The 19,851-nt window shown below is 73.2% G+C and carries 21 protein-coding genes; 10 read left to right on the top strand and 11 right to left on the bottom strand.

The genetic code is table 11. The features are described 5' to 3' along the window. Window positions 1-58: 58 nt before the first annotated feature. The gene (locus ACIBG6_RS00390; protein WP_399220220.1) at window positions 59-547 is read left to right on the top strand and encodes a CoA-binding protein; all 489 of its coding nucleotides are present in this window, start codon (window positions 59-61) and stop codon (window positions 545-547) included. Window positions 548-593: 46 nt separating this feature from the next. Here ACIBG6_RS00390 and ACIBG6_RS00385 read toward each other — a convergent pair whose 3' ends face one another. Together ACIBG6_RS00385 and ACIBG6_RS00380 are read right to left on the bottom strand one after the other, a co-directional pair. Beyond that, entirely contained in the window at window positions 594-1,160 is a 567-nt protein-coding gene (locus ACIBG6_RS00385) for a YbaK/EbsC family protein (protein WP_399220219.1), read from the bottom strand. A 44-nt stretch (window positions 1,161-1,204) separates the two neighbouring features. Beyond that, window positions 1,205-1,777: a helix-turn-helix domain-containing protein gene (locus ACIBG6_RS00380; protein WP_399220218.1), complete on the bottom strand. Its 573-nt coding sequence runs from the start codon at window positions 1,775-1,777 to the stop codon at window positions 1,205-1,207. A gap of 111 nt (window positions 1,778-1,888) precedes the next feature. On the opposite strand from ACIBG6_RS00380, the gene ACIBG6_RS00375 reads away from it, so the two are divergent. Beyond that, on the top strand, window positions 1,889-2,752 hold the full coding sequence (locus ACIBG6_RS00375) for an EamA family transporter (RefSeq protein ID WP_399220216.1): 864 nt from the start codon (window positions 1,889-1,891) through the stop codon (window positions 2,750-2,752). Between the two features lie 17 nt (window positions 2,753-2,769). Here the strand turns inward: ACIBG6_RS00375 and ACIBG6_RS00370 are convergent, their stop codons facing one another. After that, window positions 2,770-3,591, bottom strand: a complete 822-nt coding sequence (locus ACIBG6_RS00370) for an acyltransferase (RefSeq protein ID WP_399220215.1) — start codon at window positions 3,589-3,591, stop codon at window positions 2,770-2,772. A 132-nt stretch (window positions 3,592-3,723) separates the two neighbouring features. On the opposite strand from ACIBG6_RS00370, the gene ACIBG6_RS00365 reads away from it, so the two are divergent. Then, window positions 3,724-4,251: a gamma carbonic anhydrase family protein gene (locus tag ACIBG6_RS00365; protein ID WP_399220214.1), complete on the top strand. Its 528-nt coding sequence runs from the start codon at window positions 3,724-3,726 to the stop codon at window positions 4,249-4,251. 59 nt (window positions 4,252-4,310) lie between these two features. Here the strand turns inward: ACIBG6_RS00365 and ACIBG6_RS00360 are convergent, their stop codons facing one another. The 3 genes from ACIBG6_RS00360 to ACIBG6_RS00350 form a co-directional block, all read right to left on the bottom strand. Beyond that, window positions 4,311-4,964 (bottom strand): DedA family protein, encoded by a 654-nt coding sequence (locus ACIBG6_RS00360; protein WP_399220213.1) that lies wholly within the window; start codon window positions 4,962-4,964, stop codon window positions 4,311-4,313. A gap of 66 nt (window positions 4,965-5,030) precedes the next feature. After that, window positions 5,031-7,592: a beta-glucosidase gene (locus tag ACIBG6_RS00355; protein ID WP_399220211.1), complete on the bottom strand. Its 2,562-nt coding sequence runs from the start codon at window positions 7,590-7,592 to the stop codon at window positions 5,031-5,033. A gap of 158 nt (window positions 7,593-7,750) precedes the next feature. Next, window positions 7,751-8,203 carry a DUF4442 domain-containing protein gene (locus ACIBG6_RS00350; RefSeq protein WP_399220210.1) on the bottom strand — a complete coding sequence of 151 codons (453 nt, stop codon included), beginning with the start codon at window positions 8,201-8,203 and terminating at the stop codon, window positions 7,751-7,753. An 82-nt stretch (window positions 8,204-8,285) separates the two neighbouring features. Here ACIBG6_RS00350 and ACIBG6_RS00345 point away from each other — a divergent pair, with 82 nt between their 5' ends. Both ACIBG6_RS00345 and ACIBG6_RS00340 read left to right on the top strand, forming a co-directional pair. After that, complete coding sequence (locus ACIBG6_RS00345; protein WP_399220209.1) at window positions 8,286-9,434, top strand: hypothetical protein; 1,149 nt, start codon at window positions 8,286-8,288, stop codon at window positions 9,432-9,434. A 64-nt stretch (window positions 9,435-9,498) separates the two neighbouring features. Next, a complete protein-coding gene (locus ACIBG6_RS00340) occupies window positions 9,499-10,845 on the top strand; it encodes an MFS transporter (protein WP_399220208.1) in 1,347 nt (448 codons plus the stop codon). Here ACIBG6_RS00340 and ACIBG6_RS00335 read toward each other — a convergent pair. Together ACIBG6_RS00335 and ACIBG6_RS00330 are read right to left on the bottom strand one after the other, a co-directional pair. Then, complete coding sequence (locus ACIBG6_RS00335) at window positions 10,807-11,652, bottom strand: fused MFS/spermidine synthase (RefSeq protein ID WP_329624654.1); 846 nt, start codon at window positions 11,650-11,652, stop codon at window positions 10,807-10,809. The two genes, ACIBG6_RS00340 and ACIBG6_RS00335, sit on opposite strands and share 39 nt — an antisense overlap. 34 nt (window positions 11,653-11,686) lie before the next feature. Next, a complete protein-coding gene (locus ACIBG6_RS00330) occupies window positions 11,687-12,385 on the bottom strand; it encodes a DNA alkylation repair protein (RefSeq protein ID WP_399220207.1) in 699 nt (232 codons plus the stop codon). A 103-nt stretch (window positions 12,386-12,488) separates the two neighbouring features. On the opposite strand from ACIBG6_RS00330, the gene ACIBG6_RS00325 reads away from it, so the two are divergent. Further along, a complete protein-coding gene (locus ACIBG6_RS00325) occupies window positions 12,489-13,292 on the top strand; it encodes a TVP38/TMEM64 family protein (protein WP_399220206.1) in 804 nt (267 codons plus the stop codon). Window positions 13,293-13,338: 46 nt separating this feature from the next. Here ACIBG6_RS00325 and ACIBG6_RS00320 read toward each other — a convergent pair whose 3' ends face one another. Further along, window positions 13,339-14,508, bottom strand: coding sequence for a thiolase family protein (locus tag ACIBG6_RS00320; protein ID WP_399220205.1), 1,170 nt, complete (start codon window positions 14,506-14,508; stop codon window positions 13,339-13,341). A 103-nt stretch (window positions 14,509-14,611) separates the two neighbouring features. Here ACIBG6_RS00320 and ACIBG6_RS00315 point away from each other — a divergent pair, with 103 nt between their 5' ends. Both ACIBG6_RS00315 and ACIBG6_RS00310 read left to right on the top strand, forming a co-directional pair. Further along, on the top strand, window positions 14,612-15,073 hold the full coding sequence (locus ACIBG6_RS00315) for a winged helix-turn-helix transcriptional regulator (protein ID WP_399220204.1): 462 nt from the start codon (window positions 14,612-14,614) through the stop codon (window positions 15,071-15,073). A gap of 104 nt (window positions 15,074-15,177) precedes the next feature. Next, on the top strand, window positions 15,178-16,050 hold the full coding sequence (locus ACIBG6_RS00310) for an undecaprenyl-diphosphate phosphatase (RefSeq protein WP_399220203.1): 873 nt from the start codon (window positions 15,178-15,180) through the stop codon (window positions 16,048-16,050). Between the two features lie 2 nt (window positions 16,051-16,052). Here the strand turns inward: ACIBG6_RS00310 and ACIBG6_RS00305 are convergent, their stop codons facing one another. Next, window positions 16,053-16,646 carry a flavin reductase family protein gene (locus ACIBG6_RS00305; RefSeq protein ID WP_399220202.1) on the bottom strand — a complete coding sequence of 198 codons (594 nt, stop codon included), beginning with the start codon at window positions 16,644-16,646 and terminating at the stop codon, window positions 16,053-16,055. 81 nt (window positions 16,647-16,727) lie between these two features. On the opposite strand from ACIBG6_RS00305, the gene ACIBG6_RS00300 reads away from it, so the two are divergent. Both ACIBG6_RS00300 and lnt read left to right on the top strand, forming a co-directional pair. Next, a complete protein-coding gene (locus ACIBG6_RS00300; protein ID WP_399220201.1) occupies window positions 16,728-17,171 on the top strand; it encodes a nuclear transport factor 2 family protein in 444 nt (147 codons plus the stop codon). Between the two features lie 49 nt (window positions 17,172-17,220). Beyond that, the gene (lnt, locus tag ACIBG6_RS00295; protein ID WP_399220200.1) at window positions 17,221-18,993 is read left to right on the top strand and encodes an apolipoprotein N-acyltransferase; all 1,773 of its coding nucleotides are present in this window, start codon (window positions 17,221-17,223) and stop codon (window positions 18,991-18,993) included. Here lnt and ACIBG6_RS00290 read toward each other — a convergent pair. After that, on the bottom strand, window positions 18,917-19,822 hold the full coding sequence (locus ACIBG6_RS00290; RefSeq protein ID WP_399220199.1) for a Gfo/Idh/MocA family protein: 906 nt from the start codon (window positions 19,820-19,822) through the stop codon (window positions 18,917-18,919). The genes lnt and ACIBG6_RS00290 overlap by 77 nt on opposite strands. Window positions 19,823-19,851 lie beyond the last annotated feature (29 nt).

Here is a 19,851-nt window from a genome sequence, read left to right as displayed (position 1 = left end):
CACGGTGTGGCTCGTTCACCTCGATGACGGGCCGCACCGAGGAGAGGCAGCAGCAGCGATGAGCGTCGACACCACGACCGACGAGCCGACCGACGAGCCGACCGAAGAGCCGACCGATGTGCCGGCTGCGGAGCCGACCGCGTACTCCGCTTCGGAGACGGTGCGGCGGATCCTGACGGCCACGGGCGACACCTGGGCGGTGGTGGGGCTCTCCAACAACCAGGCACGGGCGGCGTACGGCGTGGCGGGCGTGCTCCAGCGCTTCGGCAAGCGGATCGTCCCGGTCCACCCGAAGGCCGAGACGGTCCACGGCGAGAAGGGCTACGCCTCCCTCGACGCCATCCCGTTCCCCGTCGACGTCGTGGACGTGTTCGTGAACAGCGAGCTGGCGGGCGCGGTCGCCGACGAGGCGGTCGCGATCGGCGCCAAGGCGGTCTGGTTCCAGCTGGACGTGATCGACGAGGCCGCCTTCGCCCGCACCCGTGAGGCGGGCCTGGACATGATCATGGACCGCTGCCCCGCCATCGAGATCCCCCGCCTCGGCTGACGGGGACGGCGGGGCTCGGGGACCGCAGGGACGGCGCGGACACCTCTCAGGCGACGACCGGGACGCCGAGGCCCTCCAGGACCACGGCTCCGGGCAGTTGGGCGAAGGCCTTCCCCGGCACGATGAGCTTTCCGCGCCTGCTGCCGCTGCCGACGAGGACCCACTCGGTGTCCACGACGGCGGCGTCGACGAGGAGGGCCCAGTCGGCCGGGAGGCCGATCGGGGTGATGCCGCCGTACTCCATGCCGGTCTCGCCGGTCGCGGTGTCCATCGGGGCGAACGAGGCCTTGCGGGCGCCGAGGTGCTTGCGTACGACGCCGTTGACGTCGACCCGGGTCGCCGACTTCACGACGCAGGCGGCCAGGGTCGTCGTCTCGCCCCGCTTGCCCGCGACCACCACGCAGTTGGCGGATTCGTCGAGCAGCGCGGGCCCGTAGTGCTCCAGGAAGACGGCGGTGTCGGCGACGGCCGGATCGGTGTCCACGTACACGACGCGGTCGGCCGGTACGGGGCCCTGCCAGGCGCGGAGGGCGGCGGCGACGGGCCCGGTCAGCTCGTCGAGGCAGTCGGGGGCGGGACGGGCGTTGTCGAAGTCTCCGATGGGTGCGCGCATGCGTGTCACGCTAGCCAGCGGAGCCCGGATCGTGGATGCCCGTCTCAGCGTACGGGCGGGATGGACACGGCCATCGTCATCTCGACCGGCTCGTCGCCGTCGTTGCGGTAGGTGTGCGGCACGTTGGCCTCGAAGACCGCGGACGTACCGGCCGGCAGCGGGTGCTCCCCGTCGTCGACGACGAGGGTGAGGACTCCGGCGGTGACGTGCAGGAGCTCGGTGGTGCCGTCCGGGTGCGGGTCGGAGGCGCTCTCCTCGCCCGGCATGAGGGTCCAGGACCAGAGTTCCAGCGGTCCGCGCGCCTCCGTGCCCACCAGGAGGGTGTTGTGGCTGCCCGCGGCGGTGGACCACATCCGGACGGCCTGGCCGGGCGGGACCAGCCGGACCTGGGGGCCCTGCTCGTAGTCGAGGAGGGTCGTGATGGAGACGCCGAGGGCGTCCGCCAGCTTCACGGTGGTGCCGACGCTGGGGTTCGTCCTCGCCTGCTCGATCTGGATGATCATGCCCCGGCTGACCCCGGCCCGGGCGGCGAGCGCGTCCAGGGTGAACCCCCGCTCCTTGCGCCAGCGCTTCAGGTTCCGGGCGAGCGACTGCGTGAGCTGATCGAGGTCCGACACATTCCGTCCAATATTTTGGATGACAGAGTTCAATGCATTGAACTACGGTGAGCTGTACCCGACTGTTCACTGCACTGTACTGCGTGCCGCCGCACGCGACTGCGAGGATCCATGACCGCCCTGTTCGCCCTGGCCACCGCCCTGCTGTGGGGTCTCGCAGACTTCGGCGGTGGACTGCTCACCCGCCGGATACCCGCCCTCACGGTCGTCGTGGTCTCCCAGACCCTCGCGGTCGTCGTCCTCGGCACCCTCGTCCTCGCGACCGGAGCCTGGACCGAGGCGGGCCCCCAGCTCTGGTACGCGGTCGGGGCGGGCGTCGTCGGCCCCGCGGCCATGCTCGCCTTCTACAAGGCGCTGGCCCTCGGCCCCATGGGCGTGGTCTCGCCGCTCGGCTCGCTCGGCGTCGTCGTCCCCGTCTCGGTCGGCCTGTTCCTCGGCGACCGCCCCGGACTCCTCCAGCTCGCCGGCGTCGTCGTGGCGATCGCCGGCGTGATGCTCGCGGGCGGCCCGGAGCTGCGCGGCGCGCCCGTACGACGCCAGGCGGTTCTGCTCACCCTGTTCGCGGCCTTCGGCTTCGGCTCGGTGATGGCCCTGATCGCGGAGTCCTCCACCACCGTCACCGGCCTGTTCCTCGCCCTCCTCGTCCAGCGCGTCACCAACGTCCTGGTGGGCGGCGGCGCCCTGTACGTCTCCGTGCGCCGCGGCGGCCGGGCCCTCCCCGAGGGCGGTCCCTCCGTCATCCGCGCGGCCCTCCCGGCCCTGGCCTTCGTCGGCCTCGCGGACGTCGCGGCCAACGGGACGTACGCGATCGCCGCCCAGCAGGGGCCGGTCGTGGTCGCCGCGGTCCTCGCCAGCCTCTATCCGGTCGTCACGGCCCTGGCGGCGTTCGCGGTCCTCAAGGAACGCCTCCGCCCGGTCCAGGCGGCCGGCGCGGCCCTCGCCCTGGGCGGCACGGTCCTCCTGGCCGCTGCCTGACAGACCGAAAGGGCGCCCTAGGAGGAGGTCTCCGCCCGCCCGACCTCCACCTGATCGACCTTCACGTGATCAGCCGCCTCCGCCTGATCGACCGACTCCGCCTGCTCGACCTCCCAGGCCGCGAGCGCAGCGAGCTGTTCCGGCGTCACGTCCTCCGGGATCGGCTTGGGGGCCGGGGTGCGCAACGGGGGCTGCCAGCCCTGCTCCGCGTCCCACCTGCGGACGACCCTGGCCGGGGCGCCCGCCACCACCGAGTGGTCCGGTACCTCACCGCGTACGACCGCGCCGGCGGCGACGACCACGTTCCGGCCGATGCGCGCGCCGGGCAGGATCACCGCTCCGGTGCCGAGCCAGCAGCCGGGGCCGATGGTGACGGGCTCCGAGCGGGGCCACTGGCGGCCGATGGGCTCGTCCGGGTCGTCGTAGCTGTGGTTGGTCGAGGTGATGTAGACGTACGGGCCGCAGTAGGTGTCCGAGCCGATGGTCACCGTCGTGTCGGCGATGACGTGGCTGCCGCGGCCGAGGACCACCCCGTCCCCGAGGGTCAGGACCGTCTCCGCGCCGAGGTCGAGGCCCGGCAGCATCCCCGCCGTCAGCGTGACCTGTTCGGCGATGATGCAGCACTCGCCGATCTCGATCCACCGCTCGCCGAAGACCGTGCCCTGCGGGAAGGCGAGGCGGGTCCCGGCGCCCAGGCGGCGGAAGCGCAGCTTTCCCGGGTGTTCGGCGGTGACGGAACCGGCCTGCTGCGCCCAGCGCCAGCCGCTCTGTACGGCGCCGGCGACGACCCTGCGCCGCCAGGCGGCGAGGGAGGAGAACGTGTTTCTGTTCCTGGGCACCCGGCCACGGTAGTCGGCGCTGTCATGCCTGATCAGTGCGGTGCGCTGTGATGTCCGTCATGGGCACGGCATAGGGTGCGGCCGGGGGTCACCCCCGGGCGTGACACGACGGCAGACGATCAGGAGCGAACCATGGCAGAGGCGTTGATCAGGGGTGTGGGCGGTAAGGAGCCGCAGATCGACCCGACCGCGTTCACGGCCCCGACGTCCGTGGTGCTGGGCGAGGTGACCCTCGGTGCCCGCGCCAGCATCTGGTACCACACCGTGCTGCGGGCGGACGGCGGTCCCATCGCGGTCGGCGAGGACTCCAACATCCAGGACAACACCACGGTCCACGTCGACCCCGGCTTCCCCGTCTCGATCGGTGCCCGGGTGACCGTCGGCCACAACGCGGTCCTGCACGGCTGCGTGGTCGAGGACGACGTGCTCGTCGGCATGGGCGCGACGGTCCTCAACGGGGCGCGGATCGGCGCGGGGTCGCTGGTCGCCGCGCAGGCGCTGGTCCCGCAGGGCATGGAGGTCCCGCCGGGTTCGCTGGTCGCGGGCGTCCCGGCGAAGGTCCGCCGACCGCTCACGGAGGAGGAGAAGGCGGGCATCAAGCTGAACGCCGAGGTGTACCTGCTGCTCGCCAAGGGCCACGCGGAGGCCTTCGAGGACTGAGCCCGATGACGCAGAAGGGCGGCACCCCTCGCGGGTGCCGCCCTTCTGCGCGTCTGTCGTCAGTCCCCGACGGCGACCGGCTCCGGCTCCACGGCGTCCTGCCGCTCCGCCGCCGCCTTCTTGGCGCGGTTCTTGATGATCAGCATCGAGCCGACGCCGATCAGCACGGCGAGGACGAGGCCCAGCCAGGAGAAGCGCTTGAGCCAGGCCTCGGCGACGACGCCGACCGAGTAGATGACGGCCGTGGTGCCGCCGGCCCACAGGATGCCGCCGAAGACGTTGGCGATGAGGAACTTCCAGTACGGCATGTGCAGGACGCCCGCGAGGGGGCCGGCGAAGATGCGGAGCAGGGCGATGAAGCGGCCGAAGAAGACCGCCCACATGCCCCACTTCTGGAAGGAGCGCTCGGCGAGCGCGATGTTGGCCTCGCCGAAGTGTTTCGGGAACTTGTTCCCCAGCCAGGCGAGCAGGGGCCTGCCGCCCCTGCGGCCGATGGCGTAGCCGATCGAGTCGCCGATGATCGCGCCGGCGGTGGCGCAGGCACCGAGCACCCACGGGTTGATGTCGCCGTGCTGCGAGGCGAGCAGCGCCGAGCTCACGAGCACGATCTCGCCGGGCAGCGGGATGCCCAGGCTCTCAAGCCCGATCACCACGCCCACCAGCGCGTAGATCGCGACCGCCGGGATCGTCTCCAGCCATTCCTGCACGTGCAACGCGGTTCCTCCCGTATCGGCCGCCCGGCGTGCAACGCGTCGGGCACGCCGGGGCAGCCTACCCGGTCAGGAGGGGCGGACCTCGACCCCGACGGTGAGGCCCGGGTCGGCCGAGGAGGCACCGACGCGGACGGTCCGGCGGCCCGTGCCGAGGAGCCAGTCGTGCCGTCCGGTGTCCCAGGAGGACAGGGTGCGGGCCGTGACGTGGACGGTCACGCGGCGCCGTTCGCCGGCCGCGAGCTCCAGGCGGCGGTAGCCCGCGAGGGCGGAGCGCGGCTGGTCGATGCCGAGGGCGGTGAGGTCCGGGGAGGGGCCGACGTAGACCTGGGCGACCTCGACGCCGTCCCGCCGGCCGGTGTTGCGGACGGTGAAGGTGACGTCGAGCCCTCCGGCACCGGTCTCCGCCCCGGGGCCGACGGTCAGGTCCTCGTAGCGGAAGGTCGTGTACGAGAGCCCGTGCCCGAAGGGGAAGAGCGGGGTGACGCCCTGCGCCTCGTACCAGCGGTGGCCGATGTGGACGCCCTCGCTGTACTCCTCCACCCCGTCCACGCCCGGGTAGCGGCGCGGGTTCCCGGCGGTGGGGTGACGGTCCTCGGCGGCCGGGAAGGTCTGGGTGAGGCGCCCGCCGGGGTCGGCGTCGCCGAAGAGGACGGCCGTGGTGGCGGCCGCGCCCTCCTGCCCGGGGTAGTACATCTGGAGGACGGCGGCGGTCCGCTCCAGCCACGGCATGGTGACGGCCGACGAGGTGTTGAGGACGACGGTGGTACGGGCGTTGGCCGCCGTCACCGCCTCGATGAGGGCCTCCTGCCGGCCGGGGAGGGCGAGGCTGACGCGGTCCCGGCCTTCGGTGGCGTCCTCGTAGGCGAAGAGCACGACGCTGTGCGCGGCGCGCGCGACCCGTACGGCCTCGGTCAGGTCGGCGGCCCGGGTCGCCCCGGTCACCGCGCGGAGCCGGAAGCGCTGTCCGGCGGGTCCGCCCTGGGCGGTGACGGTCAGTTCGTGCGGCCCGGCGGCGAGGCTCAGGGTGGTGCGCCGGACGTGGAGCCCGTCGGGCGCCCGGCCGAGGAGGCCGCCCACGAAGTACTCGGTGATGCCCTGCTTGACGGGGAAGAGCTCGGTGCCGTCGAGGGTGACGGTGGGCCGGGGGCCGCTGTAGTGGACGAGGAAGGTCCACACGTCGGGGTCGGTGGCGGTGAGCGTGACCGTACGGGTCCAGGTGGCGCCGGCGGCGACGTCGACGCCTTCCAGGTCGACGGCGGGTGACAGCGGCGGCAGGGGCCGTCCGAAGAGGTCCTCGCCGAGGGCGTACGCGACGGAACTCTCCTCCCCTGCCCTGGCGCGGATCGTGTCCAGGGGTTTCGCCGCCGCGTCGGGCACGACGTGGGCGCTGCCGCCGCCGCTGACGAAGGGCACGGTGGCGGTGGGGCCGATGACGGCGAGGGAGCGGGCGGCCCGGGCGGTGAGCGGCAGGGCGCCGCGCTCGTTGCGCAGGAGGGTCGCGCCCGCGGTGGCGACGCGCAAGGCGAGCCGGGCCCCGGAGGCGGCGTCCCTGGCCGGGCGCGACGGTGTGTCGTCGAGGAGCCCGAAGCGCTCGCGTACGGAGAGGATGCGGCGTACGGAGCGGTCGACCGCGGCCTCTTCGATCCGGCCGGCGCGGACGGCGTCGCGGAGCGCGGCGCCGAAGCGGGAGCCGGCGGGCATCTCCATGTCGAGGCCGGCGGCGAGCGCGGGGCCGGTCGTGTGGACGGCGTTCCAGTCGCTCATGACCCAGCCGTCGAAGCCCCAGCGGTCCCGCAGGATGGCGGTGAGCAGGGTCGCGTTCTCGGCGGCGTGGACACCGTCGACCTTGTTGTACGCGGCCATCACGGCACCCGCCCCGGCGGCCACGGCGGCCTCGAAGGCGCGCAGCTCGGTCTCGTGCTGCGTCTGTTCGCCGGCGCGGACGTCGACCTTGGTGCGGTCGCGTTCCTGGTTGTTGAGGGCGAAGTGCTTGACGGTGGCGACGAGGCCCTCGGCCTGGATCCCGCGGATCTCCTCGGCGACGAGGTCGGCGGTGAGGAGCGGGTCCTCGGAGAAGGTCTCGAAGTTCCGTCCGGCGTACGGGGTGCGGATCAGGTTGGCCATGGGAGAGAGCAGCACGTCCTGGCCGAGGGCGCGGCCCTCGCGGCCGATGACCCGGCCGTAGGCGCGGGCGAGGCCGGGGTCGAAGGCGGCGGCGAGCAGGACGGGCGCGGGCAGCGCGGTCGCGGTGCGCCGGACGCGGATCCCGGCGGGCCCGTCGGCGAGCCGGAGCGGCGGGATGCCGAGCCGGGGGACGCCGGGGACATGGCCGGCCTGGCCGAGGCTCTCGGGGTCGGTGGCGCCGTGGAGGAGGGAGACCTTCTCGTCGAGGGTGAGCCGGGCGAGGAGGTCGTCGACCCGGCCGGAGGGCGGGGCGAGGGGCGTCGTCCGCCGGGTCCGCGTACCGGCCGCCACGGGCGAGGAGGCGACCGCGAGGGCGGCGCCGCCGGTGAACGCGAGCAGCAGCGCCCGCCGGGACAACCGCGGCCCGCGCCGCCGGGACGCGGCGGGGACGGCGGGCGCTGGTCCCGCCGCTACGGCGGGTTCGGGTGACGGTTCGTCGGACACGCGGCGGCTCCTCGGCACGGGGTACGGGCCCGGCCCGGATGCGTCCGCGCCCTGACCGCACTATGCGTGACGAGATGTCCGTTTCCGAGGCGGCAGCCCGGAACACGGCCGCCCCCGCACCCGATGGGGGGTGCGGGGGCGGTGCGTGGCGTCCCTGGTCAGGCGTTCGGGCGCAGGGTCCAGACGACGGTCATCTCGCCGGTCACGGCGCCGTCCTCGCGGGTGATGTCGATCCGGACCGGGAACTCCGGCCGCTGTCCGGCGTCGAGTTCGGCGACGACGTCCGCCGCGGGGCGGCCCAGGGTCGCGGTGGCCGTGACGACGCCCATGGCCAGCTTCTTGTAGCCGATCTCGGCGCTGACGGCGAGCGGGACGGCGCGGTTCAGCTGGTCGCCGAAGGCGGCGAGCACGATCGCGCCGCTGGCGGACTCGGCCAGGGTGAACATCGCTCCGGCGTGCGGGCCGCCGACGTGGTTGTGGTAGGCGGGCTGGTCCGGCAGGCGCACGACGGCGCGCTCGGCGGTGGTCTCCAGGAACTCCAGCTTGAGGGTTCCGGCCATGGGGACCGTGGCGGCGAGCATCTCGCCGACGGTCATCTGGTCTGCGCTCATGGCCGTGATGTTACCCACCGGTAGCAGCCTTGGCCATCCCTCTCGTGGTCCTGCCGCCGCCACACCTCTATCGTTACTGGCCATGTGGCCAGGACAGCAGCCGCCCGGGGGCGAGCAGAACCCGCAGGACCAGAGTCAGAACCCCTACCAGCAGTCGGGGTACCAGCAGCCGAACCCGTATCAGCAGCCGCCGGCCCAGCCCGGTTATCCGCAGCAGCCGGCGACGCAGCCCGGCTATCCGCAACAGCCCGCGCAGCCGGGCCATCCGCAGCAGGGGTACGGGCAGCAGGGCTATCCCCAGCAGCCCGGATACGGGCAGCCGAACCCGTACCAGCAGCCGACCGTTCCGCAGTACGCGGTACCGGGGCAGGGTCCGGGCCGGCCCGGGATGCCCGGTGGCCCCGGCGGCGGCAAGAAGAAGACGACCCTCATCGCGATCGTCGCCGCGACCGCCGTGGTCGTCGCGGCCGGCGTCACCGGATTCCTGGTGCTCGGCAAGGACGACGACACGCAGCCGACCGCCGGCGGCGACAAGCCGTCCGTGGCGGCGCCGACGTCGCCGTCCGGCACGCCGTCGGAGGCCGCCGAGCCCTCCTCGCCGCCGCTCGACAACCCGCGTGACGGCGCCGCCCAGCAGCCGACGATCCCCGGCTGGAAGGTCGTCCACAACCCCAAGTACGGCACCCTGTTCGACGTACCGCCCGAGTGGGAGGTGCTGAAGCCGGGGATGATCACGTACTTCGACGACGAGAAGAAGAACGACGGCACCCCGCTCGTCACGATGTCCAGCCCCGCCCGCTTCAAGGGCAACTGGTGCGCCTACGACACCGACAAGAACGGCACTCAGGAGACCTGGGGCCTGAGCACGGCGGGCACCAAGGGCGGCCAGGGCGCCAAGAACACGGCGGACGCCGCGCGCGGCGAGGCCGGGACGTGGGTGTGGGGCGGCTACGCGCAGCACATGGACAAGAAGACGATCAAGATCACCAAGGCCGTGCCGTACACCACGGCGTCCGGGCTCACCGGCAGCATGGCGACCGCCACGGCACCGGGCGTCAAGAAGCGCAACAAGTGCGAGACGGACGGCAAGTCGATCGCCTTCACCTTCAAGAACGCCAAGGGCGACTTCTCGACCTGGGTGCTCTACGGGGCCGACGGCGTCAAGGACGAGCTGCCGGACGCCACCATCAAGAAGATCCTCTCCACGGTCAGGCTCACCACCCCGTCCTGACGACGGCTTTCGCCGTCCGGATATCGGTTTGGCAGGAGGGGGAGGCGACAGGGATAGTCCCGGAGTGACGAATCCCGCCGCCTCCCCCGGCCGTACCCCCTTCGCCTCCCGCCGCCCCGAATGGGCGGGCCGCAACTACGTCCTGCTCACCGCCGCCACGGTCGTGACCAACCTCGGCGCGCACGGCGCGCTGATCGCCACCACGTGGGCGGTCTTCGAGAGCGGGGGCGGCGCGGGCGACGTGGGACTCGTCGCGATGGCCCGTTTCCTGCCGCTGGTCCTCTTCCTGCTCATCGGCGGCGCGGTGGCCGACCGGATACCCCGCCACCGCGTGATGGTCGCGGCCAACGCCCTCAACTGCGTCTCGCAGGCCGTCTTCGCCGTCCTCGTGCTCTCGGGCGGGGCGCAGATCTGGCAGATGATGCTGCTCACCGCGCTCTGCGGCACGGGGCAGGCCTTCTTCAACCCGGCGGCCGAGGGCATGCTGCTGACCAGCGTCACCGGGGAGCAGGCCGGCAAGGCTTTCGCCGTCTACCGGATGGCCATGCACGGCGCCGGAATCGGCGGCGCCGCACTGGGCGGCGCGCTCGTCGCCTTCGTCGGGCCCGGCTGGGTCCTCGCCATCGACGCGCTCGCCTTCGCCGTCGCGGGCGGGCTGCGCGCCTTCCTCGACGTGAGCGGCACCCCCGAACGGGCGCCGAGCGGCGGGCTCTTCGCCGATCTGCGCGAGGGCTGGCAGGAGTTCGTCGGGCGGCCGTGGCTGTGGTCGATCGTCGCCCAGTTCTCGGTGGTCGTGGGCCTGATCGGCGCGGTCGAGGCGGTGTTCGGACCGCTCGTCGCCCGGGACGAGCTGGGCGGCGCCCGTCCGTGGGGCATCGCGCTCGCCGCGTACGGCGTGGGGACCCTCGCGGGCGCCGTCCTGATGACCCGGTGGAAGCCGCGCCGGCTGCTGTTCGTCGGCACGCTCTGCGTCTTCCCGATCGCGCTGCCCTCCGCGGCGCTCGCCGTACCGCTGGACGCGGTGGGGCTCACCCTCGCCATGTTCATCAGCGGCGCGGCGATCGAGGTCTTCGGCGTCTCGTGGATGACGGCCCTGCACCAGGAGATCCCGGAGGAGAAGCTCTCCCGGGTCTCCGCCTACGACTGGTTCGGCTCCACCGCCCTCCTGCCGCTCTCCACGGCGCTGGCGGGCCCGGCCGAGAGCGCGTTCGGCCGGAGCGAGGCCCTGTGGGGCGCGGCGGCGCTGATGGTGCTCGTCACGGCACTGGTCCTGCTGGTGCCGGACGTACGGAACCTGACCCGCCGTTCGCACGGGAAGGAGATCGCGGGCGCGAGCCCGGACACCACGACGTCGGCGGAGACGGCTGTCGTCTCAGCCGATGCCGAAGGCGCCCTCCGGCGGAACGGGTGACGGTACGGCACCGGAGTCCAGGACCGGTTCCGCGTTCCCGGTGAACCGGTCGAGTGTCGCCCCGTGTTCCACGCGCGCGGGGAAGGCGTCCGCGGCGGCCCGCCGGGCGAGGTGGGCGATGTCGATCTCCCGGCCGGAGGCGACCAGGACCGCGTTCCCGAAGCGGCGACCGCGCAGCACGGCCGGTTCGGCGACCAGGGCCAGCTCGGGGAAGACAGCGGCGAAGGTCGCGAGCTGGGAGCGGAGGAAGGCGAAGGGCGCCCCGTCGGCCAGGTTGGCGGCGTAGAGCCCGCCGGGCCGCAGGACGCGCCGGACCTCCCGGGCGTACTCGACGGAGGTGAGGTGCGCGGGCACCCGCGAGCCGCCGAAGACGTCGCCGACGATCAGATCGGCCGAGGCGTCCGGCGCCGCCTCCAGCCACAGCCGCGCGTCGGCGCCGTGCACGGTGACTCCCGAGCCCTCGGGCAGCGGCAGGTGCTCGGCGACGAGGGCGAGCAGCTCCCGGTCCGCCTCCACGACGTCCTGGCGCGAGCCGGGCCGGGTGACGGTGACGTACCGGGGAAGCGAGAGCGCCCCGCCGCCCAGATGGAGGACGTCCAGCGGTTCGCCCTCGTCCGCGGCGCCGTCGACGACATGGGCCAGCCGGCGCGCGTACTCGAACTCCAGATACGCCGGATCGTCCAGGTCGACGTACGACTGGGGTGCGCCGTCGACCGTCAGGAGCCACGCCTGCTCCCGGTCGACGTCGGGCATGAGGCGCGCGGTGCCCTGGTCGACCTCGCGGATGACGGGGATGTGCTCGTTCACGCTCTCATTGTGCCGGTGCTCCCCGTCAGGAACGTCAGCCGAGGTTCTTGAGGGCCTCGCGGACGGAGAGCGGGGAGAGCAGGGAGCGGTTCCCGGCCACGAAGGCGCGCACCTCGCCGGGGGCGGTCTTGGCGTACTCGCGCAGGCTCCAGCCGATCGCCTTGCGGACGAAGAAGTCGGGGTGGGCGGCGCGGCGCAGGCAGTAGGCGAAGAGCCGGTCGGCGTCGGTCGCGTCCTTGAAGCGGAGCTGGTGGAGGAGCGCGGTGCGGGCCACCCACAGGTCCTCGTCCTCGATCCACGCGTCCATGCGGGCCGCGAGGGCCGGGTCGGCCGCGACGAGGCCGCCGACGACGTGGGCCGCGAGGTGGTCGACGGTGTCCCACCAGGAGACGGTGGTGACGAGCCGGCGGGCGACGGGCAGGAAGCCGGAGGAGCAGCGCTTCACATGGCGGCGGAGGTAGTCGACGGCGAAGTAGTGGTACTCGCGCTCGGGCAGGGCGAAGCAGCGCAGGGCGATCGCGGTGCAGTCGTCCTCATCGGGACGTGGGGTGCCGTCGAGGACGGTGCGGGACAGGGCACGGCGCTCGGGGGTCCGTACGCCGAGGAAGGGGGCGACGCCCTTCATGTACGCGACCATCTCCTGCGCCCGGAAGGGGTTGCCCGCGGCGGGGTAGACGGTGGTGAGCCGGTCCAGGACGGTGTCGGCGAGGGCGCTGCCGGGGGCGTGGCTCATGGGGCCCTCCCTGTCACCTGTCACGGCGCGCTCCGGGCTCCGGCCCGGACGGACATGACGCACATTACGGCGATCATACGGACCCGTCCGCTACTCTCCCCGAATGCTCGCTCCCGCGCCCCGGCCGCCGGGCTCCCTCGCCGTCCGCTGCTCCCAGGCCCTGCTCTCGCCGCGTTCGCGACTCTCGATGCTCGCCCTGCTGCTGCTCTGCGCGGCGGGGCTGGTGCTGCTGTACGAGCCCCAGCGGCTGCTGTCCTCGGGCTGGCCGCAGCAGACGACCGGCGCGGGCGCGGTCCTGCTCTTCGGCCTCGCGTACGGCGTGTGCACGGCGGCCTTCGTGCCGCGGCCGGTGCTGAACCTGGCGGCGGGGGCGCTGTTCGGTTCCGTGGCCGGTCTGACGGCGGCGGTGGCGGGGACGGTGCTCGGCGCCGGGATCGCCTTCACGCTCGGCCGGTTCCTGGGGCAGGACGCGCTGCGGCCGTTCGTACGGGGCCGGTGGCTGACGGCGGCGGACGGGCAACTGAGCCGGCACGGCTTCCGCTCGATGCTGGCGATCCGGCTCTTCCCCGGGGTCCCGTTCGCGGCGGCCAACTACTGCGCGGCGGTCTCCCGGATGCGGTACGTGCCGTTCCTCCTGGCGACGGCGATCGGCACCGTGCCGAACACGGCGGCTTACGTGATCGCGGGTGCCCAGGCCGGTTCGCCGGGGTCGCCGGCCTTCCTCTTCTCCGCGGGGTTCATCGTCCTGTCGGGTCTCGGGGCGGCGGTGGTGGCCTGGCGCAAGCGCCACGGCCTGCGGGCTCCGGCCCCCGCCCCGGCCCCGGCCCCGGCCCCGGCCCCGGCCACTGTCCTGGACGCGGCCACGGCTCCCGCCCGGGAGCGGGAGCCGGTCGGTACGACTCCGTAGCGCGGTACGGCTCCCGTCGCCCGGAACGGCTCCGCAGCCCGGTACTTCAGAGCGCCTCGACGATCATCGCGTTCGCGAGGCCGCCCGCCTCGCACATCGCCTGGAGGCCGTAACGGGCGCCCCGGGCCCGCAGGGCGTGGACGAGGGTCGTCGCGATGCGCGTGCCGCTCGCGCCGAGCGGGTGCCCGAGCGCGATGGCCCCGCCGTGGACGTTGATCCTGGCCGGGTCGGCGCCGGTCTCCTGCTGCCAGGCGAGCACGACGCTCGCGAAGGCCTCGTTGATCTCGAAGAGGTCGATGTCGGCGAGGGAGAGGCCCGCGCGGCGCAGGACCTTCTCCGTGGCCGGGATGACGCCGGTGAGCATCAGGAGCGGGTCCGAGCCGGTCACGGCGAAGCTGTGCAGCCGGGCGAGGGGCCGCAGGCCGAGGCTCCGGGCCGTGTCGGCGGCCATGACGAGCACGGCGGACGCTCCGTCGTTGACCGGGCTGCTGTTGCCGGCGGTGACGGACCAGTCGATCTGCGGGAAGCGGGCGGCGAAGCCGGGGTCCTCGAAGGCGGGCCGGAGTCCGGCGAGGATCTCGGGGGTGGTCGTCGGGCGCACCGACTCGTCGCGGCGGACGCCCTCGTACGGGACGACCTCGGCGTCGAAGAGTCCGGCCGCCCATGCACGCGCCGCCTTGGTGTGCGATCCGGCGGCGAACTCGTCCATCGCCTCGCGGCCGATCGACCACTTCGCGGCGATGAGCTCGGCGCTGACGCCCTGCGGGACGAGCCCCTCGGGGTAGCGCTCGGCGACGCCGGGCCCGAAGGGATCGGCGCCGGGCGGCACGTTGGACCACATCGGGACCCGGCTCATGGACTCGACCCCGCAGGCGACGGCGATGTCGTACGCCCCCGAGAGGACGCCCTGCGCGGCGAAGTGGACGGCCTGCTGAGAGGAGCCGCACTGCCGGTCGACGGTGGTGGCGGGCACGGACTCGGGGAATTCGGCGCCGAGCCAGGCGTAGCGGGTGGTGTTCATGGCCTGCTCGCCGACCTGGTCGACCGTGCCGCCGATCACGTCGTCGACGAGGGCGGGGTCGATGCCGCCGCGTTCGATCAGGGCGCGCAGGGTGTGGGAGAGGAGAGCGACGGGGTGGACGTGGGACAGGGCTCCCCCGGCCTTGCCCTTTCCCATCGGCGTACGGACGGCTTCGACGATGACGGCGTCACGCATGACCAACTCCTGAGTTGGAAAAGTGGACCAACACTCGTCGGTAACATATCCCAGTGGGTTGGATTTTCAAACCCTCCCTGTCTCCCTGCCCTACCCTGATCCCATGAAGGCCGCCCCTCGCCCCTGCTCGATCGCCGACACCCTCGCGCTCGTCGGCGAGAAGTACGCGCTGCTCGTCCTGCGCGAGGTCTCCCTCGGCGTGCACCGCTTCGACCGGATCGCGCGCAACACCGGGGCCCCGCGCGACATCCTCACCGCCCGCCTCAAGCGGCTCGTCGAGGCCGGGATCCTGGAGCGGGTGCCGTACAGCGAGCGTCCGCAGCGCTTCGAATACCGGGCGACGGCCGCCGGCGAGGAGCTCCAGCCCGTCCTCGTGACCCTGATGGCGTGGGGCGACCGCCACCTCAACGAGCACGACCGTCCCGTCGTCCTGGAACACGACTGCGGCGAGGTCCTCAGCCCCCGGCTCGTCTGCGCCCACTGCGGCGGCGAGGCCGACCGGCGGAGCCTCCGCGCGCACGTCCGGTCGCCGGGATGGACGGCCGCGGGGCCTCGCGAGGCCTGATCACGGGAGCATCACGGACCTGATCCCGGGCTCGTCACTTCGGGACGGTACGCTGCGCTCGACCTTCTGACCGCACACGTACATAACGGGACGGCCCTAGCCCCATGAGTTGGTTCGAATCGTTCATCCTCGGACTCGTACAGGGGCTGACGGAGTTCCTTCCCATCTCCTCCAGCGCGCACCTGCGGCTGACCGCGGCCTTCGCGGGCTGGCACGACCCGGGTGCGGCCTTCACCGCGATCACCCAGATCGGCACGGAGACGGCCGTCCTGATCTACTTCCGCAAGGACATCGCGCGGATCGTCTCGGCCTGGTTCCGGTCGCTCACCGACAAATCGATGCGCTCCGACCACGACGCCCAGATGGGCTGGCTGGTCATCGTCGGCTCGATCCCGATCGGCGTCCTCGGCATCACGCTCAAGGACCAGATCGAAGGCCCCTTCCGTGACCTGCGGCTGATCGCGACCACCCTGATCGTCATGGGCATCGTCCTCGGCATCGCGGACCGGCTTGCCGCGCGGGACGAGGCCGGCGGCCGCCACCGGGTCGTCCGGGACCGCAAGACGCTCAAGGACCTCGGCGTGAAGGACGGCCTGATCTTCGGCGTCTGCCAGGCGATGGCGCTCATCCCGGGCGTCTCCCGCTCGGGCGCGACGATCTCCGGCGGTCTGCTGATGGGCTACACCCGCGAGTCCGCGGCCCGCTACTCGTTCCTCCTCGCGATCCCGGCGGTCCTCGCCTCGGGCGCGTACGAGCTGAAGGACGCGGGCGAGGGGCACGTCTCCTGGGGACCGACGATCTTCGCCACGATCATCGCGTTCTTCGTCGGCTACGCGGTGATCGCCTGGTTCATGCGCTTCATTACCACCAAGAGCTTCATGCCCTTCGTGATCTACCGCATCCTGCTCGGCATCCTGCTGTTCATCCTGGTCGGCACGGACGTCCTGAGCCCGCACGCGGGCGAGTCCGCGGGCTGACCTCAGCGCCGGTAGGGCACCCTGGCGATCTCCTTGATGCCGCCCAGGGTGCCCCACTCGTTCTTGCCGAGCCGGGTCAGCGGACGCATCAGCGCCATCTCGGGATGGCCGTCGACCATGACCGACTCGTCGACCGCCGCGTGCACCACCCGGCCGAAGACGACCGTCGAGTCGCCGATCCGCACCGTGCTGTGCAGCTCGCACTCGAGCGCCACGGACGACCGGGCCACGCGCGGCGGCTTCACCCGCAGGCTCTGCTCCCGCTCGACGCCGCAGGCGTCGAACTCGCTCACCCCGTGCGGGAAGTCGGTCGCCGTGGCGTTGATCTGCTCGAAGAGCCCCTCGGGGGCGAGGTTGACCACGAACTGCCCGGTCTCCTCCACGTTCCGCAGCGAGTCCTTGCGTCCCACCGACGTGAACTGCACGACCGGCGGCGTGACCGAGGCGATGGTGAAGAAGGAGTGCGGGGCGAGGTTGTCCGTCCCGTCCGCCGAGGACGTGGAGACCCAGGCGATCGGCCGGGGCACGACGGTGGCGGTGAGCAACCGGTAGAAGGCAGTCCGGTCGGTCAGTTCGGGATCTATGTTCACGCGCATGCCCGCCAGTATGACCGCGCCCCGGAAGTCGCTGCCCGCACGCCCCTTGGCGCCGGGACCCCGCTGCCCGAGACTGAACCGATGACGCAGCGCGTGGACCTCGCGACCGTGATGGACCGGCTCGCCATCGACGACCTCATCACCGGCTACGCGGCGGCCGTGGACGACGCCGACTGGACCGGCTACCGGGCCCTGTTCACCCGGGACGGCCGGGCCGACTACCGCGGCTCGGGCGGCATCGAGGGGCCGGCGGCCGAGGTCGCCGACTGGCTCGCCGAGACCATGACCGTCTTCCCCGTACGCCAGCACCTCATCGTGAACCGGCGGGTCCTCTTCCGTGAGGCGGGCGGCTACCAGGAGTCCGGGGACGGCGCGGACGTCCGCGCCGACTACGTGAACCCGATGCGCTTCGCCACCGGCGAGGACTTCATCTGCGGCGGCCGCTACGCCTTCGCGGCGCTGCGCACGGCCGACGGCTGGCGGCTCTCCTCGGTCGTCGTCGAGGAGCGGTGGCGCCGCCACTGACCCGGCGGTCCGCGCGGGGTGACACTGAAGGCTAGGGCGGGAGGCCGCCATGCGCATGCCGTTCGTGAACCGGAACCGGAAGCGAGGCCGCGACCGGGACCGGGCCGAGCACCTGGACCGGGTCGGGGATCTGGAACGAGACCGGGACCGGAACCGGGCCGAGGACCTGGAACGAGACCGGAACCGGGCCGCAGAGGATTCCGACCGGGAGCGGGACCTCGACCGCGAGCCCACGCCGGGCCCGGGCCGCGTCCCGGCTCGGCGGCGCGGCCTCGTCCGTTCCCTGGTCGCCGTCGGCTGCGGCGCGCTCCCCGCCCTCGCGTTCCCCGCACCCGGGCTCTGGTGGTGGGCCTACCTGGCGCTCGTCCCGTGGCTGCTCCTCATCCGTACGGCCCCGGGGGCGCGCCGCGCGGCGCTGGACGGCTGGCTGGGCGGGGCCGGCTTCATCCTCGCCGTCCATCACTGGCTGCTGCCCAGCCTGCACGTCTTCCTCCTGCCGCTCGCCGCGCTGCTCGGCCTGCTGTGGCTGCCGTGGGGGTGGCTCGTACGCTCCCTGCTCGGTGGCGCGCCGTCACCTCTGCGGGGCGCCGCCGCCCTGCTCGCGGTGCCCTCCGGCTGGCTGCTGATCGAACTGGTCCGCTCCTGGGAGGGCCTCGGCGGGCCCTGGGGGCTCCTCGGCGCGAGCCAGTGGGAGGTGCCGGCGGCGCTGCGGCTCGCCTCGGTCGGCGGGGTGTGGCTGGTGAGCCTGCTCGTGGTGGCGGCGAACACGGCCGTGGCCCTGCTCGTCGCGGTGCCGGGGCTGCGTGCGGTCGGGGTCGCGGGGCTCGCCGCCTGCGCGCTCGTGGCGGGCTCGGCGGCCTGGGGCGTCGGGGCGCCGCGCGAGCGCGGGACGGTGCGTGTGGCCCTCGTACAGCCGGGTGTCCTCGACGGTGCGGACGGGGCCGAGCGGCGGTTCGACCGCGCCGAGGAGCTGACCCGCTCGCTCGCGGGGCAGCGTCTCGACCTGGTGGTCTGGGGCGAGAGCGGTGTCGGCGCCGATCCGGCCGGGCGGCCGGATCTCGCGGCCCGGCTCACCGCCCTGGCGCAGGCCGTCGACGCGCCGCTCCTGGTGAACGTGGACGCGCGCGCCGCCGATCGCCCGGGCATCTTCAAGAGCGCCGTCCTGGTGGGTCCGGCGGGGCTCACGGGCGAGCGTTACGACAAGATGCGGCTCGTGCCGTTCGGCGAGTACGTCCCGGCGCGCGGCGTCCTGGGGTGGGTGACCTCGATGGGTGAGGCGGCCCAGGAGGACCGGCGGCGGGGCAGCGCGCCCGTGGTGATGACGCTGCCCGCCGGCGCGGAGGGCGCGGGGCTGCGGATCGGGCCGCTGATCTGCTTCGAGTCGGCGTTCCCCGACATGAGCCGGCGGCTCGTCCGGGACGGTGCCGGGCTGCTGGTCGTCCAGTCGGCGACCAGTACCTTCCAGCAGAGCTGGGCGCCCGCCCAGCACGCGTCCCTGGCGGCGCTGCGGGCCGCGGAGACGGGCCGGCCCGTCGTGCACGCGACGCTCACCGGGGTCAGCGCCGCGTACGGTCCCGACGGCCGCCGGATCGGACCCGTCCTCGGCACGGACGCGAGCGCCGTCGCCGTACGCGAGCTGCCGCTCTCGACGGCGACGACGGGCTACGACCGGTGGGGCGACTGGACGTTGTACGGGGCGGTGGCCGTGGTGGGCGTCGTGTGCGCCGCCGAGGGCGCGGGCGCGCTCAGGAACCCTGGAGCAGGGCTTCGCGGACCACGCGCTCGCACAGCTCGTGGGTCCGCAGGGCGTCGCGCGCGCTGAGCACCCGGCCCTCCCGTACGGAGTCGAGGAAGGCGAGCACGGCCTGCTCGATGCCGCGCTGACGAGCCACCGGCACCCAGTCGCCGCGCTTGCGCACGGTCGGCTGGCCCTTGTGGTCGACGACGTCGGAGAGGTTGAGGACCTGGCGCTTGGTGTCCTGGCCCGAGACCTCCAGGATCTCCTCGGTGGAGCCGTTCATCCGGTTCATCATGCCGATGGCCGTGAAGCCGTCGCCGGAGAGCTGGAGCACGACGTGGTGCATGAGCCCCTCGCGGATCCGGGCGCGCACGTCGACGTGCTCGATCTCGCCGGGGAGGAGGAAGCGCAGGGTGTCGACGACGTGGATGAAGTCGTCGAGGACCAGGGTGCGGGGGTCCTCGGGCAGGCCGATCCGGTTCTTCTGCAGGAGGATCAGCTCGCGCGGGTGCTCGGCGCACTGGGCGTAGGAGGGGGCGAGGCGCCGGTTGAAGCCGACGGCGAGGCTGACCGAGCGCTTCTCCGCGAGCTCCACGATCCGCTCGGAGTCCGCGTAGTCATAGGCGAGGGGCTTGTCGACGTACGTGGGGACGCCGGCCTCGACGAGCCGGCCGACGATCTCGGCGTGGACGGCGGTCGGCGCGTGGACGAAGGCCGCGTCGAGGCCGGCGGCGAGCAGCGAGTCGAGGTCGCGGTGACGCTGCGCGGCGGGCAGGTGGAGGGATTCGGCGACCCGGTCCAGGGTCGCGGCGCTTCGGGTCTGGAGGTGGAGTTCGACCCCGGGGAGGGTGGCGAGGACGGGCAGGTACGCCTTCTGCGCGATGTCGCCGAGTCCGATGCAGCCAACCTTCACGGGGTCTCCCTTGTCGTGTAGCTCGTGTC

The sequence above is a fragment of the Streptomyces sp. NPDC050842 genome, from assembly GCF_044456565.1.
Classification (GTDB): domain Bacteria; phylum Actinomycetota; class Actinomycetes; order Streptomycetales; family Streptomycetaceae; genus Streptomyces.
The sequence above is the reverse complement of the archived record's forward strand: the minus strand, read 5'-3'. Positions and strand labels throughout refer to the sequence as shown.

Excerpts from the sequence above, each read along its gene's own strand:
- ACIBG6_RS00390 (WP_399220220.1), top strand. The coding sequence starts at position 59 with ATGAGCGTCGACACCACGACCGACGAGCCGACCGACGAGCCGACCGAA.
- ACIBG6_RS00385 (WP_399220219.1), bottom strand. The coding sequence starts at position 1,160 with ATGCGCGCACCCATCGGAGACTTCGACAACGCCCGTCCCGCCCCCGAC.
- ACIBG6_RS00375 (WP_399220216.1), top strand. The coding sequence starts at position 1,889 with ATGACCGCCCTGTTCGCCCTGGCCACCGCCCTGCTGTGGGGTCTCGCA.
- ACIBG6_RS00365 (WP_399220214.1), top strand. The coding sequence starts at position 3,724 with ATGGCAGAGGCGTTGATCAGGGGTGTGGGCGGTAAGGAGCCGCAGATC.
- ACIBG6_RS00350 (WP_399220210.1), bottom strand. The coding sequence starts at position 8,203 with ATGAGCGCAGACCAGATGACCGTCGGCGAGATGCTCGCCGCCACGGTC.
- ACIBG6_RS00345 (WP_399220209.1), top strand. The coding sequence starts at position 8,286 with ATGTGGCCAGGACAGCAGCCGCCCGGGGGCGAGCAGAACCCGCAGGAC.
- ACIBG6_RS00330 (WP_399220207.1), bottom strand. The coding sequence starts at position 12,385 with ATGAGCCACGCCCCCGGCAGCGCCCTCGCCGACACCGTCCTGGACCGG.
- ACIBG6_RS00325 (WP_399220206.1), top strand. The coding sequence starts at position 12,489 with ATGCTCGCTCCCGCGCCCCGGCCGCCGGGCTCCCTCGCCGTCCGCTGC.
- ACIBG6_RS00320 (WP_399220205.1), bottom strand. The coding sequence starts at position 14,508 with ATGCGTGACGCCGTCATCGTCGAAGCCGTCCGTACGCCGATGGGAAAG.
- ACIBG6_RS00315 (WP_399220204.1), top strand. The coding sequence starts at position 14,612 with ATGAAGGCCGCCCCTCGCCCCTGCTCGATCGCCGACACCCTCGCGCTC.
- ACIBG6_RS00310 (WP_399220203.1), top strand. The coding sequence starts at position 15,178 with ATGAGTTGGTTCGAATCGTTCATCCTCGGACTCGTACAGGGGCTGACG.
- ACIBG6_RS00305 (WP_399220202.1), bottom strand. The coding sequence starts at position 16,646 with ATGCGCGTGAACATAGATCCCGAACTGACCGACCGGACTGCCTTCTAC.
- ACIBG6_RS00300 (WP_399220201.1), top strand. The coding sequence starts at position 16,728 with ATGACGCAGCGCGTGGACCTCGCGACCGTGATGGACCGGCTCGCCATC.
- lnt (WP_399220200.1), top strand. The coding sequence starts at position 17,221 with ATGCGCATGCCGTTCGTGAACCGGAACCGGAAGCGAGGCCGCGACCGG.